General features: G+C 56.8%; 16 protein-coding genes. 5 read left to right on the top strand and 11 right to left on the bottom strand.

Annotation, left to right across the window (positions count from 1 at the left end):
• The first annotated feature begins 6 nt into the window (after positions 1–6).
• On the top strand, positions 7–156 hold the full coding sequence (locus GO984_RS08795; RefSeq protein ID WP_157022155.1) for a hypothetical protein: 150 nt from the start codon (positions 7–9) through the stop codon (positions 154–156).
• Positions 157–215: 59 nt separating this feature from the next.
• On the opposite strand, the gene GO984_RS08800 is transcribed toward GO984_RS08795, so the two are convergent.
• The 11 genes from GO984_RS08800 to GO984_RS08850 all read right to left on the bottom strand — a co-directional run bounded on the left by GO984_RS08800 (position 216) and on the right by GO984_RS08850 (position 10,753).
• Positions 216–665 (bottom strand): paraquat-inducible protein A, encoded by a 450-nt coding sequence (locus tag GO984_RS08800; protein WP_157022156.1) that lies wholly within the window; start codon positions 663–665, stop codon positions 216–218.
• A gap of 89 nt (positions 666–754) precedes the next feature.
• Positions 755–1,138 carry a hypothetical protein gene (locus tag GO984_RS08805; RefSeq protein ID WP_157022157.1) on the bottom strand — a complete coding sequence of 128 codons (384 nt, stop codon included), beginning with the start codon at positions 1,136–1,138 and terminating at the stop codon, positions 755–757.
• A 647-nt stretch (positions 1,139–1,785) separates the two neighbouring features.
• Positions 1,786–2,532, bottom strand: coding sequence for an ABC transporter ATP-binding protein (locus GO984_RS08810; RefSeq protein WP_157022158.1), 747 nt, complete (start codon positions 2,530–2,532; stop codon positions 1,786–1,788).
• Positions 2,529–3,311, bottom strand: coding sequence for an MlaE family ABC transporter permease (locus GO984_RS08815; RefSeq protein ID WP_157022159.1), 783 nt, complete (start codon positions 3,309–3,311; stop codon positions 2,529–2,531). The genes GO984_RS08810 and GO984_RS08815 overlap by 4 nt, the downstream gene beginning before the upstream one ends.
• Entirely contained in the window at positions 3,308–4,342 is a 1,035-nt protein-coding gene (gene alr / locus GO984_RS08820) for an alanine racemase (protein WP_157022160.1), read from the bottom strand. Before alr ends, GO984_RS08815 begins: the two co-directional genes overlap by 4 nt.
• 111 nt (positions 4,343–4,453) lie before the next feature.
• Positions 4,454–4,888 carry a nuclear transport factor 2 family protein gene (locus GO984_RS08825; protein WP_157022161.1) on the bottom strand — a complete coding sequence of 145 codons (435 nt, stop codon included), beginning with the start codon at positions 4,886–4,888 and terminating at the stop codon, positions 4,454–4,456.
• 115 nt (positions 4,889–5,003) lie between these two features.
• Positions 5,004–6,530: a replicative DNA helicase gene (locus GO984_RS08830; RefSeq protein WP_209279391.1), complete on the bottom strand. Its 1,527-nt coding sequence runs from the start codon at positions 6,528–6,530 to the stop codon at positions 5,004–5,006.
• 256 nt (positions 6,531–6,786) lie between these two features.
• Entirely contained in the window at positions 6,787–7,467 is a 681-nt protein-coding gene (locus GO984_RS08835) for an orotate phosphoribosyltransferase (protein WP_157022162.1), read from the bottom strand.
• A 68-nt stretch (positions 7,468–7,535) separates the two neighbouring features.
• A complete protein-coding gene (pyrC, locus tag GO984_RS08840) occupies positions 7,536–8,579 on the bottom strand; it encodes a dihydroorotase (protein ID WP_157022163.1) in 1,044 nt (347 codons plus the stop codon).
• Between the two features lie 52 nt (positions 8,580–8,631).
• On the bottom strand, positions 8,632–9,588 hold the full coding sequence (locus GO984_RS08845; protein WP_157022229.1) for a phosphoadenosine phosphosulfate reductase: 957 nt from the start codon (positions 9,586–9,588) through the stop codon (positions 8,632–8,634).
• A 103-nt stretch (positions 9,589–9,691) separates the two neighbouring features.
• Entirely contained in the window at positions 9,692–10,753 is a 1,062-nt protein-coding gene (locus GO984_RS08850; protein WP_157022164.1) for a glycosyltransferase family 2 protein, read from the bottom strand.
• A gap of 199 nt (positions 10,754–10,952) precedes the next feature.
• Between GO984_RS08850 and GO984_RS08855 the strand changes: the two genes are divergently transcribed.
• The 4 genes from GO984_RS08855 to GO984_RS08870 all read left to right on the top strand — a co-directional run bounded on the left by GO984_RS08855 (position 10,953) and on the right by GO984_RS08870 (position 15,336).
• Positions 10,953–11,861, top strand: coding sequence for an AAA family ATPase (locus GO984_RS08855; RefSeq protein WP_157022165.1), 909 nt, complete (start codon positions 10,953–10,955; stop codon positions 11,859–11,861).
• A gap of 57 nt (positions 11,862–11,918) precedes the next feature.
• Positions 11,919–13,166: a vWA domain-containing protein gene (locus GO984_RS08860; RefSeq protein ID WP_157022166.1), complete on the top strand. Its 1,248-nt coding sequence runs from the start codon at positions 11,919–11,921 to the stop codon at positions 13,164–13,166.
• A 191-nt stretch (positions 13,167–13,357) separates the two neighbouring features.
• On the top strand, positions 13,358–14,341 hold the full coding sequence (locus tag GO984_RS08865) for an XdhC family protein (RefSeq protein WP_157022167.1): 984 nt from the start codon (positions 13,358–13,360) through the stop codon (positions 14,339–14,341).
• On the top strand, positions 14,338–15,336 hold the full coding sequence (locus GO984_RS08870) for a molybdopterin-binding protein (RefSeq protein WP_157022168.1): 999 nt from the start codon (positions 14,338–14,340) through the stop codon (positions 15,334–15,336). Before GO984_RS08865 ends, GO984_RS08870 begins: the two co-directional genes overlap by 4 nt.
• The last annotated feature ends 85 nt before the right edge of the window (positions 15,337–15,421 follow it).

The following is a 15,421-nucleotide window of genomic DNA, read 5'->3' on the forward strand; positions in this document are numbered from 1 at the left end:
GGCTTTGTGCCTGATGTTCAGGGTTTGTTCAAGCTGTTCTCGCGGTACTCCCGCGCCTTTGCAGGCTTGGGCGTGGCGCCGCTACGCGGCGTGAAGGGTTTGGCTGGGGAAGCGGTTCAGGGGCAGGTTGCCCTGAACGCGCCAGTGCAAGTGTGAGGCAGGTCTGCGCCGCCTCAATGATCTGTGACCTTGCTGCGCAAGGCGGCCTGCGGCCGTCATTGACCCGGCGCAGACCTGCGTTGTTTTTCGGTGATCATGCCCAGGGTGATGGAGGCAAGGATGCAGGCGGTGAACATGTAGAGGCCCCAGGCGACCTCGATGGTGACGTAGCCGATGCCCTTGGCCAGGGTGATGTAAAGCGCGATCAGAAAAACATCAGCCATGGCGAGTTTTCCGAGGATGTGCAGCACAGGTTGGGCGCGGGGATCAAGCAGGTTCCATTGGACCAGAGCCAGACCGATGGTTTTCAGATAGGGGGCGAAGATGGCAAAGGTGGTGACGACAAGGGCAAGAATGACATCGCTGCGCCAGAGGCTTTGTAATCCGGTGATGACGCTGATCTCGCTGAGGCCGAAGAGAGGCAGCAGGCCAGCATGCATCAAAGGGGCGAACCAAGCGACAGGGTAGAGGATCAGTAGCGAGAGGGTGAGCAGACGGATGAGCATGCGTGGCAAATTCCTAGATTCTTCATTCTGAAAGACTTGGGGGTTCTGGTACGGAATGGAAGAGGGGAAAGTTTTGTTGGGTTTCCCGGTTAGTGCATGAAGGCGCCAGGGCTGATCAGGACATGTGGGGCAGGCGACAGAACCCAGAACGTGATGGCGAGGATCAGGAGGATGCCACGGCCGTGGTCCCGATTCCAGCGCAGGCGGGCGAGGAGAGAGAGCGTTGCGGTGGCTAAATAGAGCGCCATGAAATAGGCCTGAAAATCGGCGCTGAGCTGGTCGTAGGTGAACATGTGCGAGATTATGTCGATGTCAAATCGCAGCTCCCACAGGATGGAGAGGGCAGAGAGCAGGCTGGTAATCAGGAGGAGGCTGCCGAGAGGGCGGTTTTGTTTCAGGACAGGGAAGCTGGCGAGGAAAGAGAAGAGGATTGCCAGCGGCAGGCAGAGGAACATCAGGAGGATGAGGATCATTTTGGGTAAAGTCCTTGTTGGGTTTATTTAGGCTCTTGGATCGGGTCGCTTGCGGCCCGGCCCCCGCCTTACCTTCGCCCCGGGAAGGCGGGGGCCTAAGGTGAGTTGTCGCCGGTATTACTGAGGTTTCTAGACAGGCCAGGGAGTGGCAAGAGACCGCGCCCATCAATTTCTAGATAGCGCGAGCAACGGCAGGCCTAACATCCAAAACCACAGTGCAAAGGTAATCAGCGCAACTCGTGTATCGAAGCGGACCATGCGCCATAAGTGGTATTTGCGGCCGAGGATGGTGAGATTGGGGTCGTGATACCGTCGTTGACGATCAGACGAGATAGGTGCTTTGGATAAGAGTTGTCTCTGGCTTAAACCGGTTATGACGAAAATGGAGATCCAAAACAAAAGGGGCAGGCCTGCGAGGCCGAATTCCCCACCGTTTACGGCGGCCCTTCCAATTGTGAAGACTAAGAAACAAAAGGCACCCAAGACCGTTCTGTTCAACAGGCGGTCTTGTAGATTTTGGTCGACAGAACTGCCATGTTGACCAAGCCATTTCTTAGAGGTTGGTAATCTCAGGGTATGGTTCGAAACGATGGTACATGCAATCAAGTACAAGATTGGCACAAAAACGACCGAAATCCAAAAGACGTTCACCGTACCGCCTCAATCGGCCCCTCAGCTCTACCATGAATAAACTGATCCAGATAGGGATCGCCCGAGGCATCCATGTCGGCCACCGGGCCGGTCCATTGGATAACACCGTCGTGCAGCATCGCAACATTGTCGGCGATGGCGCGCACAGAGGACATGTCGTGGGTGATGGTCATGGCGGTGGCGCCCATTTCGACCACGATCTCGCGGATCAGGTCGTTGATGACGCCGGACATGATCGGGTCTAGCCCGGTGGTGGGCTCGTCGAAAAAGATGATCTCGGGCTCGGCGGCGATGGCGCGTGCGAGGCCGACGCGTTTTTGCATACCACCTGACAGCTCGGCGGGCAGGCGGTCGGCAACGTCGGCCTTCAGGCCAACACGGCGCAGTTTTTCGATGGCGATTTCCCGGGCCTCGTCCACCGGGCGTTTCAGGGTGCCGCGTAGCAGGCGGAAGGCGACGTTCTGCCAGACGGGGAGCGAGTCAAACAGCGCTCCGCCCTGGAACAACATACCAAAACGGGCCAGGAAGGCATCGCGGTCGCCACTGTCTGAAGGCTTGCCATCGACCAGGATGGTGCCCGAATCTGGTTCGATCAAGCCAAGGACAGATTTCAGGGCGACCGATTTACCGGTGCCGGAGCCGCCGATGATCACCATCGAGGTGCCCTTGGGGATGTGAAGCTCCATACCGCGCAGCACGCGGTTGTCGCCAAAGGCCTTGTGGACGTTTTGCATGCGGATCATAGCGAGAAAAACACCCCAGTCAGAACAAAGTTGGCGGCGAGGATCAGGATGGCAGCGGCCTCGACCGAAGACTTGGTGGCGGCACCCACGCCTTGGGCACCACGGCCCGATTGCATGCCGTAGTAACAGCCCATGGTGGCAGCGATGCCGCCAAAGGCGCAGCCTTTGACCAAGCTAGAGACCACATCCTTAAGCTCGAGGAAGTCGACAGTATTTTTGATATAGGCAGCGGGGTTGAAGCCGAGGTTCTGGGTGGCGACCACATAGCCGCCGGCGATGCCGATGATGTCGCCAACAGCAACCAGCAGCGGCACGGTGATCAGGGCGGCGGCAACGCGGGGGGCCACCAGATACTTCATCGGATGTGTCGACAGGGTAACCAGCGCGTCAATCTGCTCGGTCACCTTCATGGTGGCGATTTCAGCGGCGATGGAGGAGGTGACGCGGGCGGCGATCATCAGGCCAACCAGCACAGGGCCAAGCTCGCGCACGATACCGATGGCGACGATCTGCGGCACCACGGCCTCGGCATTAAAACGGGCACCGCCGGAGTAGATTTGCAGCGCAAGCGCGCCGCCAGTGAAGACGGCGGTGAGGCCGACAACTGGGAGTGAGAGCCAGCCAACATTCAGCAAGGCGGAGAAAAACTCGCGCGGGTAGAAGGGCGGGCGCAGCATATGGGTGAGGGTGCTGACGGCAAACAAGGACAGGCGGCCGAGGGCGGCAAGCGCGGTCAGGACGACGCGGCCGAGGTGGGCCAGAAGGCTGAGTGGGTTCATCCGGAATAGCTCCGGGCATAGCGATGGCCAAGAGAGGTAAGGATTTCGTAGCCGATGGTGCCAGCTGCATCAGCGATCTTGTCCACGGTTTGGTGGGCGTTGATCAGGCTCAGGCTTTCGGGGTCGGCAGGTAGATCGGTGACATCAAGGGTGATCAGGTCCATGGATACGCGGCCAACAACTGGGCAAGCCATGTCATTCGCATAGGCGCTGATACCTGCGCCCATCGCGCGGATCAGCCCGTCGGCATATCCGGCAGCAACGGTTGCAATACGAGACGGACGCCGTGCAATCCAAGCATTGCCGTAGCCGACGCTTTCACCGGGCAGTACATCACGGATCTGGATGACGGGCAGATCCAAAGAGATTACCGGTATTGCATCCCTAAAAGGTAGCCCGCCATACAGACCAATACCCGGACGGCAGAGGTCAAAATGATATTCCGGCCCCAAGAGAATACCGCCGGTCGCAGCGAGGGAACGAGGGATATCCACGCCCTCGGTCATTTCGCGAAAAGTCTTGAGCTGCAGCGCATTCATCGCATGGTCTGGCTCGTCAGCACAGGCGAGGTGGGACATAATCAGTACCGGATTTTGCCCCAGGGAAATGTCTCGCAAAGCGGCCCATTCAGCGGGCTCCATGCCAAGCCTGTTCATGCCACTGTCGAGTTGGACGCCAAATTTGTGCCCCGGCAGGCTTTCAAAATGACGCAGCATCTGGTCGACTGAATTGAGCATGGGGGTCAGGTCGAAATCCTGCAGCAACTTGGTGTCACCGGCCATATGGCCAGAGAATACTGAAATACCCAGATCCGGGCCAAGGGCGCGGCGCAGGGCGACACCTTCTTCTGCAATTGCTACAAAGAAATTGCGTGCTCCGGCTCGGGCCAGGGCCTGCCCAACGCGTGCAACGTCCAACCCATAGCCGTTGGCCTTGACCACGGCCGCAGTTTCACCTGCGCTGAGGGCATCGAGGTTGCGCCAGTTGGAGGCCAGGGCGTCCAGATCGATCGATAGTTTTGCTGTGCTCATGGGGTGTTCATGACATGCGCGGGGCAGGGGTCAAGAGGGGAATAGCTGCCGGGATTAGTTTGCTGTGCTCAGTTGCGCTGACGCGGTACTCTGCTTCAGTTCGTCTGGTGACTACTGGGCCGTGGGTTGCGGCATGGAATGCCACCAAATGCGGACTGCCGTCGCCAGCCCCTGATCGTCGAATTCCGCCAGCAGGGTTCCGTCCAGTTCCATTCTGGGTAACGGGTCGCCCGGGTGACGGTCAGGTAGGCCTGTTCCTGTTGACGATGCCCAGATTTGAAACAACTCTTCGCTGGTGACCTGATAAGTTACGTTCCAATGCGCAACGCCCCCATTTTCGGTAGCGCCCAGTACCTTATAAGAGAGGGATATGTCATCCTGAAGTAGGATACGCTCCCAATAGGCAGCGAGCTCTTGTGGGCCGGATTGCACCTGAAAGGGCGTATTGTGATACAGGCCGTCTGGAGTGAACAGAGCTGCAAATCCGGCAGGATCTTTTGCTTCCCAGACCCGCTTGTATGCGGCCATAAAAATATGAATGCTCATTTTGAAATCCCCAGCAAAAAACACAGTTGTGCAGGGGAGAGTGCGAAGGTCAAGCTGCGCCAGCCCCCTGAGCCAATTTCTTCACCGGGTCAGGGAACTGTTTTAACGACGGGAGCTAGTACTCGTCTTCACGGGGGCCGTTTTGCCAGGCCTTGGCAAGGTTGCCAAAGCGGGTGAATTGCGCTTCGAAGCTCAGTTCAACGATACCAATGGGACCGTGGCGCTGTTTGCCGACAACAACTTCTGCCCTTGCATGCAGCCGCTCCATGGCTGCTTTCCACTCTTCCATTTTCTGGATGTCGTCTTCGCCGGGTTTCTCACGTTCTTTGTAGTATTCTTCTCGGTAAACAAACATCACCACGTCGGCATCCTGCTCGATTGAGCCGGATTCACGAAGGTCGGACAGCTGTGGTCGTTTGTCCTCACGCTGTTCGACCTGGCGTGACAACTGGGACAGGGCGACAACAGGAATCTGCAGTTCCTTGGCGATGGCCTTCATCCCCATCGAAATTTCGCCAATTTCGTTGACCCGGTTTTCAGACGTACCTCGGCAAAGCTGCAGGTAGTCAATGACCAGCAGGTCCAGCCCGTGGGTTCGTTTCAGTCGGCGCGCGCGGGCAGCCAACTGCGAAATCGGCAGGGCTGGTGTGTCGTCGATGAACAGCGGGCAGCTTTCCAGCGTTTTGGCGGCCTCAACAAACTTGCGGAACTCGGCCTCAGTCATGTCACCCTGACGGATTTTGTGCGAGGAGATCTCTGACGCTTCGGCCAGGATACGCCCCGCCAGCTGTTCGGCGCTCATTTCCAGGCTGAAGAACCCAACGACGCCGCCGTCAACGGCCCCTTCGGTGCCGTCGTTTTTGATGCCACGTTTATAGGCCTTGGCGACGTTGTAGGCGATGTTGGTGGCCAGCGAGGTTTTCCCCATCGAGGGACGACCGGCGAGGATCAGCAAATCCGACGGGTGCAAGCCACCCAATTGTTTATCTAGATCAACCAGACCGGTGGAAATCCCGGCCATGCCACCGCCGCGCTGGTAGGCTTCGTTGGTGACGTTGACCGCCTCGGTTACGGCTTTGAGGAAGGACTTAAAACCGCTTTCCGTCTGGCCTTGCTCGGCCAGTTTATACAGCGATTGTTCTGCTTCGACGATTTGTTCTTTGGGTTCGGAGGCCACATCAACGCGACGGGCTTTGTCTGCAATGTCCTGACCCAATCCGATCAGCTCACGCCGGATTGCCAGATCATAAATCATCTGGGCATAGTCACGCACCGCAAAGGCCGAGATCGAGGCACCGGCCAGTTTTGCCAGATAGGCAGGGCCGCCCAGTTCCTTGAGCCCTTCGTCCTCTTCCATAAACGCCTTGAGCGTCACCGGCGAGGCCAGCGCGTTCTTGGAAATACGCGCAGCGGCAATTTCGTAGATGCGGGTGTGGACTGGGTCATAGAAATGTTCGGCGCTGATAATCGACGCAATGCGATCATAGACGTCATTGTTAGTCAGAATCGCCCCAAGTAGCTGCTGCTCGGCCTCGACCGAATGTGGCATCACGGTTTCCGGCGTGGTCTCGGGCATGGCAGGCATTTGGTCAGGCATCGGCATAGGTGGCTGAGGGCCGTCAAAAGGGGTCAGTTCGTTCATTTCTGCTCTCATCGTCTGAGCGACTATCATAGCGCCCAAGGCCAACGGGTGGCCAGATGTATGTTTCTGTGGGCAGTGTTGTGGACAACTGCTCAGGCCCACCAAACGCCAGGTGTTGGCGGCATTCAGTGTTGGTACGAAAGTCTACATGAAGTAGGAGAAAACTCAACAACCGCGATATGTTTGGTTGTCTTTGTGCTTAGCTTACGATTCGGAGGGGGTTATCCACAGATGCCTCCCTCCGGTCGCAGTCTTTTTAGGCGGATTTATGCGCGTCCTGCCAAGCGCGAGGGTCGTTGAGGAACTTTTCGACCTCGTCCAGAGTTTCAGATGTGAAGGACTCTTGGGCGCGGGCTTCGGCCAGAACATCCCACCAGGTGCACAGGTAATGTAGTTCAACCCCGTGGTCGCCCAGCTTTTTGATGGTTTCCGGGAAGATGTCATAATAGAAAATTAGCGCGGTGTGGCCACAGGTGGCACCGGTTTCACGGATCGCGTCAACGAAGCTGAGTTTGGAGCCGCCATCGGTGGTCATGTCCTCGACCAGCAGGACGCGTTCACCTTCTTTCATCACACCTTCGATGCGGGCGTTGCGGCCGTAACCCTTAGGCTTTTTGCGCACATAGGTCATCGGCAAGGCCATCCGTTCAGCAACCAATGCGCCAAAAGGAATGCCCGCTGTTTCGCCGCCAGCGATGTTGTCAAAGGCTTCGAAACCGGCATTACGCATGACGGTGATGGTCAGGAAATCCATCAGGGTTGAGCGGATACGCGGGAAGGAAATCAGCTTGCGACAATCCACATATGAAGGCGAGGGAAGGCCCGACGCCAGTGTGAATGGGTTTTCGGAGTTGAAATCAACCGCACCAATTTCCAGCAGCATACGGGCTGACAAACGGGCGATTTCTTCGCGTGAAGGGTAAGCGCTGGGGATCATGGGGTGTCCTATCTATCTGGCCCCGGAATCGTAAATTCCGGGGTCTGTTTTCGTCGCGGCAAACGGGGTTAGGTGTCAACGGTCCAGAACACATCAAAACCTGGATCAAACACGGTCACTGGCCCGTCTTCGGTTTCAATTTTTGTTGGAAAGCTGGCCGGTGCATCCTGTTTGGTCAGTGTCATGCTGCCAGCGTTGACTGGAAGGTGATAAAACGCCGGGCCATTGCGCGAGACAAAGTTTTCCAACGTGCTTAGGGCGCCATCTTCCTCAAACACGTGCGCCAGCAACGGCATGGTGTTGGTGGCTGTAAAGCAACCAGCGCAGCCACAGGCGCTTTCTTTGTTGGGATCGGTGTGTGGCGCAGAGTCTGTGCCCAAGAAAAACCGAGCATCCCCCGAGGTGGCTGCTGCACGCAGAGCAAGGCGATGGCTTTCACGTTTGGCCACTGGTAGGCAGTAATAATGTGGCTTAATGCCACCAACCAACAGATGGTTCCGGTTGATGATCAGGTGGTGAGTGGTGATGGTGGCCCCCAGATCCGCGGCTTGGGATTTTACATAGTCCACCCCATTTGAGGTGGTAATATGTTCCATAACCACGCGCAGTCCCGGTGTGGCACGTCGGATCGGATCGAGCACCCGGTCGATAAACACCGCCTCACGGTCAAAAATATCGATGTCCTGGTCTGTAACTTCGCCATGAACACAGAGGGGCAGGCCAATCTCAGCCATTTTTTCCAGTACAGCGCGCACCTTGTTGAAATCACCAACGCCGCTCGCGGAATTGGTGGTGGCCCCCGCTGGGTACAGCTTTACCGCCTTGATCAACCCACTGTTATGCGCGGCGGCAACATCCTCTGGATCTGTGTCTTCGGTCAGATAGAGGGTCATAAGTGGCTCAAACGCCATTCCCTCGGGCAGCGCAGACAAAATGCGATCTCTGTAGGCTGCGGCCTGTGCGCTGGTTACCACTGGTGGCACCAGATTGGGCATGATGATGGCTCGGTCAAAATGACGGGCGGTTTCAGGCAGGACAGCCTTCAACATTGCGCTGTCGCGCAGGTGCAGGTGCCAGTCGTCGGGGCGGGCAATTGTAAGGCTCTGAGTCATGGCGCCGCCCTAACACAGGAACCCATCTAGGGAAAGTGCAACCCGGCGACTGTTAGTGTTCTTGAGGCATCGAAAACTCACCTGCTGCTGCCCGTTCTTCCAACTGTTGATAGCGGCGTCGGAATCGCGGTGCTCGCATGCGTTCTGCAACGTTGCGGCACAGCAGGGCCATCAGATATGGGCGATCCTGCTCATCAAGCTTGGCGACCATCCGGCGTAGATAGGCCATGTTTTTGCGCCGGGCTCTGTAAAGTTGCCAGAACCGTTGAGCTGTCAGTTTTCCAGCCCCGGCAAGAGACAGAATAGGGTAGAGGGCTTCCATCTCTATGAGCCGTGTTTGTAGCGTGTCGCCCATATCTGGCAGTCTCAAACGGGTCACGTTTGAGCGGGTAAACAGGGTCGCATGCATGGCGTCCAATTGCTCGCGTGGGTCGTAAAGAACAAAGGCGTGGTCTGCCGCATCCAGCATTTCAGGCGCATAACCATAGCGGTCAGTGAATGAAGTGTTGCGCATTTCAACAAACCGATCGTCCCATTCCGACATCTGCGGGTCTAGTGTGGCTTGTGGTTGAATCGCGACAACAGTGGCACCTGGGGCAGCCACCGAGAACGCTGCAGCAGAATATCCACATGGACCTGCACCATAGAATACCACTTTTTCGAACTCTTCAAAGAATCCATCATCGATCAATTGATCAAAGAAACCGTAGACCCGTTCCTCACGGAACCAAGTGTCACCGTCAGAAACCAGACATAGGTGGGACCAGCCCAAATTACGAACCAAGTCAAACCCAAGGGGTTGGGCCTGTTCCGACAGGTTCTGGATACCCTGGATGGTTTCGAATGTGACGAGAAGAGTATTGTCCTGGTCGATAAACGTGGCAAAATGCCGATCTCCCAAAGACTGGTACATACCATGTTGTTCAGCCAGCGCAGCCATACGTTGGCGCCACTGCTCTGGCGGCAACCCAGCCAGGCTCTCTTCCAGGTTTTCCAGTCCATCCTGCATAACGCGATCCTCACAGCCCAGCCACGATGCGGGCTGGTTAATCAGATTCATCTCTAAGCGCAAATTGCGGCCAAAATGGGAAGAACTCGTGCAAGTTTTCCGGCTAACCCGACGTGTTGCTAGTGTCGGCCTTGCGGCCCTGCATGGCAAAATCTGTCAAAATGCGCGCAGCGGCAGGCGAAACAGGCCGTGATGGTGGGGCCATTATCAGCCGGGAGAACAGAGCGCGAAAATACTCGTCCTGCATCAAGGTGCGAAACCGGCTATGTCGCCAATTTACAGCCTGTTCGTGGAGCTCGGACAGCTTTGCGTCTTTCTTTAACTCATCCAGAGTAACCGCTGATTGCTGCCGATAGCGCGAAATACTGGTGTCAGTGTCGGTGTTAAAGTTCCGCTCAACCCAGTAGTCCATTCCCAATGGCAGGTCCGAGCGATTGACCCGACCCCGGTCGGCCTTCACCACATAGCTTTCCATCGCACCAAGGGCATAGTGGTTCAACTGTGCCAATTTGAAGTTTGGGCGCCCATAATCGGAAAACAGCCGCTTTGTTTTAAAGTCCGGCCCAAGTTCGCGCCCTTCACAATCAAACCAGCGGCAGTTTTTTAGGCGGGTTTGATCCGGGCTGCGCGGCCGATGTATGCCAACTTTTCTGTAGGTACCGTTGTTTCGGTAGAGGGTTTTAAACATGGCGGCGCGCCAGGGCCAGTGAATGACCTCGGGTGCGCAGCGCGTGAACTGGGACGCCACAGACCTGTCTGAATAGCGAACCTGATCATTGCTGCCAAACAACCGCCAGGTCAGGGTAATGGCGTCGGCTTCGGGTAGAGCATCAAGCAGGCATTGCAGGGTGCCATCACCGGTGTGAATATTGACAAATTCGTCAATGTCCAGCGCAAGGATCCAATCCGCTTGCTGGACCAGAGGATGTTTACTGGCTGTTTTGAAGGCGGTGAATTGGATGCCGCGTTGGTCATACTGCCCGTCATTGCGCACATGGGTTAGATGCCCCATGTCTTGAAGACGGTCCAACATGGTGTCGGTGCCGTCCTGGCAATTGTTGGAAAACACAAGAAAATCCGTGAACCCGACAGCGCGGTGATGGGCCAGCCACTCTAGCAAAAAAGCGGCTTCGTTGCGGAGGGTCAAAATGGCAAGGTATCGCATGGATCACTCATCTGGGCGGGCTTGCCGGGCTGGAAAACTTGCAATGTCATCGCATTGCAAAGCTGAGGCGTCAATTGTCGTGCTGATCAGCTGCTGATCATAGACTGTAGTGTTGCGCATAAGACCAAAGTGCCGGCACGCGGCGCTTGACCGCAGTGCAGACACGTGGCCTGTTCATCTGAGAACAGGAGAGACAGCAATGATGCAGGCACAATCCATAGATCAGGTCCAAGCAATGCTGACTGAACAGGGCTATGTCTGCGGGCGCGCACTGGCGACGGTGGTGTTTCTGTCGCTGCGGCTGGGGCGTCCTCTGTTTCTTGAGGGTGAGGCCGGTGTTGGGAAAACTGAAATTGCCAAGGCGCTGGCGGCTGGACTGAACCGCCGCTTGATCCGGTTACAGTGTTATGAAGGTCTCGATGCGTCCTCGGCGGTCTATGAATGGAATTTTCCTGCCCAGATGGTGGCGATCCGCACCGCCGAAGCCGCAGGCGGTGCCAACCGGGGTGACTTGCAGGCAGAACTGTTCTCGGATGAGTTCCTGATCGAGCGCCCGCTGTTGCAAGCTATGCGCCCGGACGAAACCGGCTCTCCGGTGTTGCTGATCGATGAATTGGATCGCACCGATGAGCCGTTTGAGGCGTTCCTGCTGGAAGCTCTGTCTGACTTTCAGGTGACGATACCCGAACTGGGCACCATAAAAGCCCCTGAACCGCCTATTGTGATCCTGACCTCGAACCGCACGCGCGAAGTGCACGATGCCCTGAAGCGCCGCTGCCTGTACCATTGGGTGGATTATCCTGATTTTGCGCGGGAGGTTGCAATTCTGCAGTCCCGCGCACCAGAGGCCAGCGCCCAGCTGAGCCGTGAGGTGGTGGCTTTTGTGCAGGCCCTGCGCACCGAGGACTTGTTCAAAAAACCCGGCGTTGCAGAAACTATTGACTGGGCCAATTGCCTGCTGGCGCTGGATGTGATTGATCTGTCGCCAGAGGTGATTTCCGACACTTTAGGCGCAATTCTCAAATATCAGGACGATATAACCAAACTGCAGGGAACCGAGGCGAAACGGATCCTAGATCAGGCTAGAGCCAGCCTGGAGGTGGTCTGATCCTTCATCTAGCTGAAAATATCCCGGGGGTACGGGGGCTGACCCCCGTGGGTGAAGATGCCTGAACTCCCCCCACTCAACCTACCCGACGAGCCAAGGCTAGCGCAAAACATCACCCACTTTGCCCGTGCGCTGCGCAAGGCAGGGTTACCGATCGGGTCGGGGCGGCTGATTGATGCAGTGCAGGCGGTGGCGGCGACTGGATTTACTTCACGCCATGATTTCTATTGGGCCTTGCACGCATGTTTTGTCACCAAACCCGAACATCGGGAGGTGTTCGGCCAGGTCTTCCGCCTTTACTGGCGCGATCCACGATTTCTGGAACATATGATGGCAATGTTGCTGCCTTCTGTGCGTGGGACACAGGAAGAAACGCCCGCCAAACCGGGTGAAAAACGCGCGGCAGAGGCCTTGTTGGACGGTACGCAACCAGATCCCGAAAACATCGCAAACGAAGAGGGCACAGAGGTCGAATTTGACGCCACGCTCACCATGTCAGCCGAGGAACGCCTGCGCACCTTGGATTTTGAACAGATGAGCACGGATGAGGTTGCTCGTGCCAAACGCATTTTGTCGCAACTCAGGCTGCCGGTGCAGCCCATCCAATCACGCCGTTTGATGGCGGCACCGCGTGGCCCCAAACCAGATTGGCGGCGTACCCTACGAGAGGCAGCCCGCCACGGCGGGGAGATCCGGACGATGGCGCGGGCCAAACGGCGGGTACGGTGGCCCAATCTTGTGGTGATCTGTGATATCTCCGGCTCGATGAGCCAGTACAGCCGCATTGTTCTGCATTTCCTGCATGCGGTGTCGAACGCTAAGGGGGCTGGCTGGGCCAAAGTTCATGGCTTTACCTTTGGCACCCGTTTGACCAATATCACCCGCCATTTGGCGCAACGGGATGTAGATGCCGCGCTGGCGGCTGCCGGGGCAGAGGCGCAGGATTGGGAAGGCGGCACCCGGATTGGCGAATGTCTGCATGAATTCAACCGCGATTGGTCGCGCCGGGTTATGGGGCAGGGCGCTGTGGTCCTGCTTATCACCGACGGGCTGGACCGTGATGATCCTGATGCTCTGGCGGATGAAATGCAGCGGTTGCAATTATCCGCCCGCCGCCTGATTTGGCTTAATCCGCTACTGCGCTGGGAGGGATTTGCCCCGAAAGCGCAAGGGATTCGGGCTATGTTGCCTTATGTGGACAGCTTTCGGGCTGGCCACTCGATTGCCTCGCTAGAAGACTTGGCCAAGGTGATTTCAGACCCCGGCGATAAAGGAGAAAAGGCGCGTTTGATGTCTCTTTTGTAAGGTGGATAAGGACGCAAATCTTTGAGATGTAAATTGCTCTTGAAGGCAGGCAAATAGACCGGAGGTTCTGAACGTCGTGAAAAGCCTTGCTAAATATGAATTTAGAAGATTTGACTGGCCACTTCTATATGCGACTTTGCGGGGGCAGTGGCCAGAGGCTGAAGTGAGCATAGTCGCGACCGGAGGATAGTATGACACAAGCAGAAAACCGCTTTGAGAACGCGCCGGAAACCGCGCTTGACTGGTATCGTGCTGGGCAAGGGGCAGTGTTGGCGACAGTTGTGCAAACCTGGGGGTCTGCGCCGCGGCGCACCGGTTCAATGTTGGTGATCCGCGGGGATGGACACTTTGAAGGATCCGTCTCGGGGGGCTGTGTCGAGGGCGCGGTGGTTCTTGAAGCTCAAGATGCCCTAAAGAACAAAGAGCACCGGGTGCTGGAATATGGGATCAGTGATGAGGATGCCTTTGCTGTTGGTCTGGCCTGTGGCGGCACCATAAAGGTGCTGTTAGAGCCGGTGGGATCGGCCTTGCCGCTGGATTTGCTGGAACAAATGGTTGCAGCGCGGACTGGGCGTCAGGCGCTGGTCTATGAGGTGAACCTTGAAAGTGGTGTGCGTCGATTGCTTCACAGTGGTTATCCAGACCGGATGCGGATGGATCGCTCGGGGATGGAAGAGGATGATGAAACCTTTGTGGCAGTGCATAATCCGCCCCTGCGGTTGATCTGTGTGGGGGCGGTTCATATTGCGCAGGCATTGGTGCCGATGGCGCGGATTGCGGGCTATGATCCGGTGCTGATTGACCCGCGCGAGGCCTTTGCTGCGGGCGACAGGTTTCCCGGCGAGACTATACTGGACGACTGGCCGGACGAGGCAGTGGAAAAACTAGGGTTGGATGCCCGCACTGCACTGGTCTTGCTCACCCATGATCCTAAGCTGGATGATCCGGCGCTGCAGGCGGCCTTGGCGGCAGAATGTTTCTATATTGGTGCGCTGGGCTCCAAGCGCACTCATGCGCAACGGGTCGAGAGGATGTTGGCCGCGGGGTTCAGTGACCAACAAATTGGCCGAATTCACGGCCCGATTGGTCTGGATATAGGCGCTGCCGGGCCTGCCGAAATTGCAGTTTCGATATTGGCGGAAATGACGGCGGTTTTGCGGGGTAAGGCAGAATGAAATTTGGTTCGGTGCCTTTGGCACAGGCTGAAGGCGCAATCTTGGCTCATTCGTTACGTGTGCAGAATCACAAAATCGCCAAAGGGACGACGCTGTCTGCTGCTGATTTGGCCCGCTTGGACTTGGCCGGGTTTGAAGTGGTTACAGTGGCGCGCCTAGAGCCCGGCGATATTCATGAAAATGACGCTGCGCTGACATTGGCAAAAATGCTGGTTCCTGATCCTCAAGCGCAACGGATACGGTTATCAGGCGCGGGGGCTGGACGGGTCAATCTTATCGCCGAAACCAGTGGAATTGTGCAGTTGGACCCAAAACGGCTGCAAGTGGTGAATGACGTTGATCCGATGATTTCAATCGCCACAGTTCCCGAATGGCACCGTGTGGATGCTGATGGGATGATAGCGACGATCAAGATCATTTCCTACGCGGTTCCGAGTACAGCCCTGAAAAAGGCTGGCGCCGGGGCTGGAGGTGCGCTGTCAGTGCGTGCACCAATATATGGCAGCGCAACTTTGGTCGAAACGCGGGTGAGTGCTGACATACCATCGGATAAGGGCCGGGCTGCTATAGCAGGGCGATTGCACCGAATGGGGTTGGATTTGACGCCGCGGGTGGTGGTGCCACACAAAGAGGCGGACCTGAACCAGGCAATATCCGCGGCGACAGGTGACCTTGTTCTGATACTTACCGGTTCGGCCACATCGGACCCAATGGATGTTGCGCCGCAGGCGCTGCGCCAAGCAGGCGGCGAGCTGATCCGTTTCGGCATGCCGGTAGATCCTGGCAATTTGTTGTTTTTAGGCGCTTTGGGGGACAGGCCGGTGATTGGCCTTCCGGGATGTGCGCGCTCACCTGCACTGAATGGTGCGGATTGGATTTTGGAGCGGGTGATTTGCGGAATAGAGGTGACCAGCCGTGACATAGCTGCGCTTGGAGTTGGTGGCTTGCTCAAGGAAATACCGACGCGTCCAATGCTGCGTCGCAGCGGTACCTGACAATTGGACAGGCGGAGTTGCTCCTACTTTAGTCTAGGTCTGATAAATAGTTATTTCAATATTATCAGCATCTTATGACCATTGC

Source organism: Parasedimentitalea huanghaiensis (assembly GCF_009753675.1).
Classification (GTDB): domain Bacteria; phylum Pseudomonadota; class Alphaproteobacteria; order Rhodobacterales; family Rhodobacteraceae; genus Parasedimentitalea; species Parasedimentitalea huanghaiensis.

Excerpts from the sequence above, each read along its gene's own strand:
- GO984_RS08800 (WP_157022156.1), bottom strand. The coding sequence starts at position 665 with ATGCTCATCCGTCTGCTCACCCTCTCGCTACTGATCCTCTACCCTGTC.
- GO984_RS08805 (WP_157022157.1), bottom strand. The coding sequence starts at position 1,138 with ATGATCCTCATCCTCCTGATGTTCCTCTGCCTGCCGCTGGCAATCCTC.
- GO984_RS08810 (WP_157022158.1), bottom strand. The coding sequence starts at position 2,532 with ATGATCCGCATGCAAAACGTCCACAAGGCCTTTGGCGACAACCGCGTG.
- GO984_RS08815 (WP_157022159.1), bottom strand. The coding sequence starts at position 3,311 with ATGAACCCACTCAGCCTTCTGGCCCACCTCGGCCGCGTCGTCCTGACC.
- alr (WP_157022160.1), bottom strand. The coding sequence starts at position 4,342 with ATGAGCACAGCAAAACTATCGATCGATCTGGACGCCCTGGCCTCCAAC.
- GO984_RS08825 (WP_157022161.1), bottom strand. The coding sequence starts at position 4,888 with ATGAGCATTCATATTTTTATGGCCGCATACAAGCGGGTCTGGGAAGCA.
- GO984_RS08830 (WP_209279391.1), bottom strand. The coding sequence starts at position 6,530 with ATGAACGAACTGACCCCTTTTGACGGCCCTCAGCCACCTATGCCGATG.
- GO984_RS08835 (WP_157022162.1), bottom strand. The coding sequence starts at position 7,467 with ATGATCCCCAGCGCTTACCCTTCACGCGAAGAAATCGCCCGTTTGTCA.
- pyrC (WP_157022163.1), bottom strand. The coding sequence starts at position 8,579 with ATGACTCAGAGCCTTACAATTGCCCGCCCCGACGACTGGCACCTGCAC.
- GO984_RS08845 (WP_157022229.1), bottom strand. The coding sequence starts at position 9,588 with ATGCAGGATGGACTGGAAAACCTGGAAGAGAGCCTGGCTGGGTTGCCG.
- GO984_RS08850 (WP_157022164.1), bottom strand. The coding sequence starts at position 10,753 with ATGCGATACCTTGCCATTTTGACCCTCCGCAACGAAGCCGCTTTTTTG.
- GO984_RS08855 (WP_157022165.1), top strand. The coding sequence starts at position 10,953 with ATGATGCAGGCACAATCCATAGATCAGGTCCAAGCAATGCTGACTGAA.
- GO984_RS08860 (WP_157022166.1), top strand. The coding sequence starts at position 11,919 with ATGCCTGAACTCCCCCCACTCAACCTACCCGACGAGCCAAGGCTAGCG.
- GO984_RS08865 (WP_157022167.1), top strand. The coding sequence starts at position 13,358 with ATGACACAAGCAGAAAACCGCTTTGAGAACGCGCCGGAAACCGCGCTT.
- GO984_RS08870 (WP_157022168.1), top strand. The coding sequence starts at position 14,338 with ATGAAATTTGGTTCGGTGCCTTTGGCACAGGCTGAAGGCGCAATCTTG.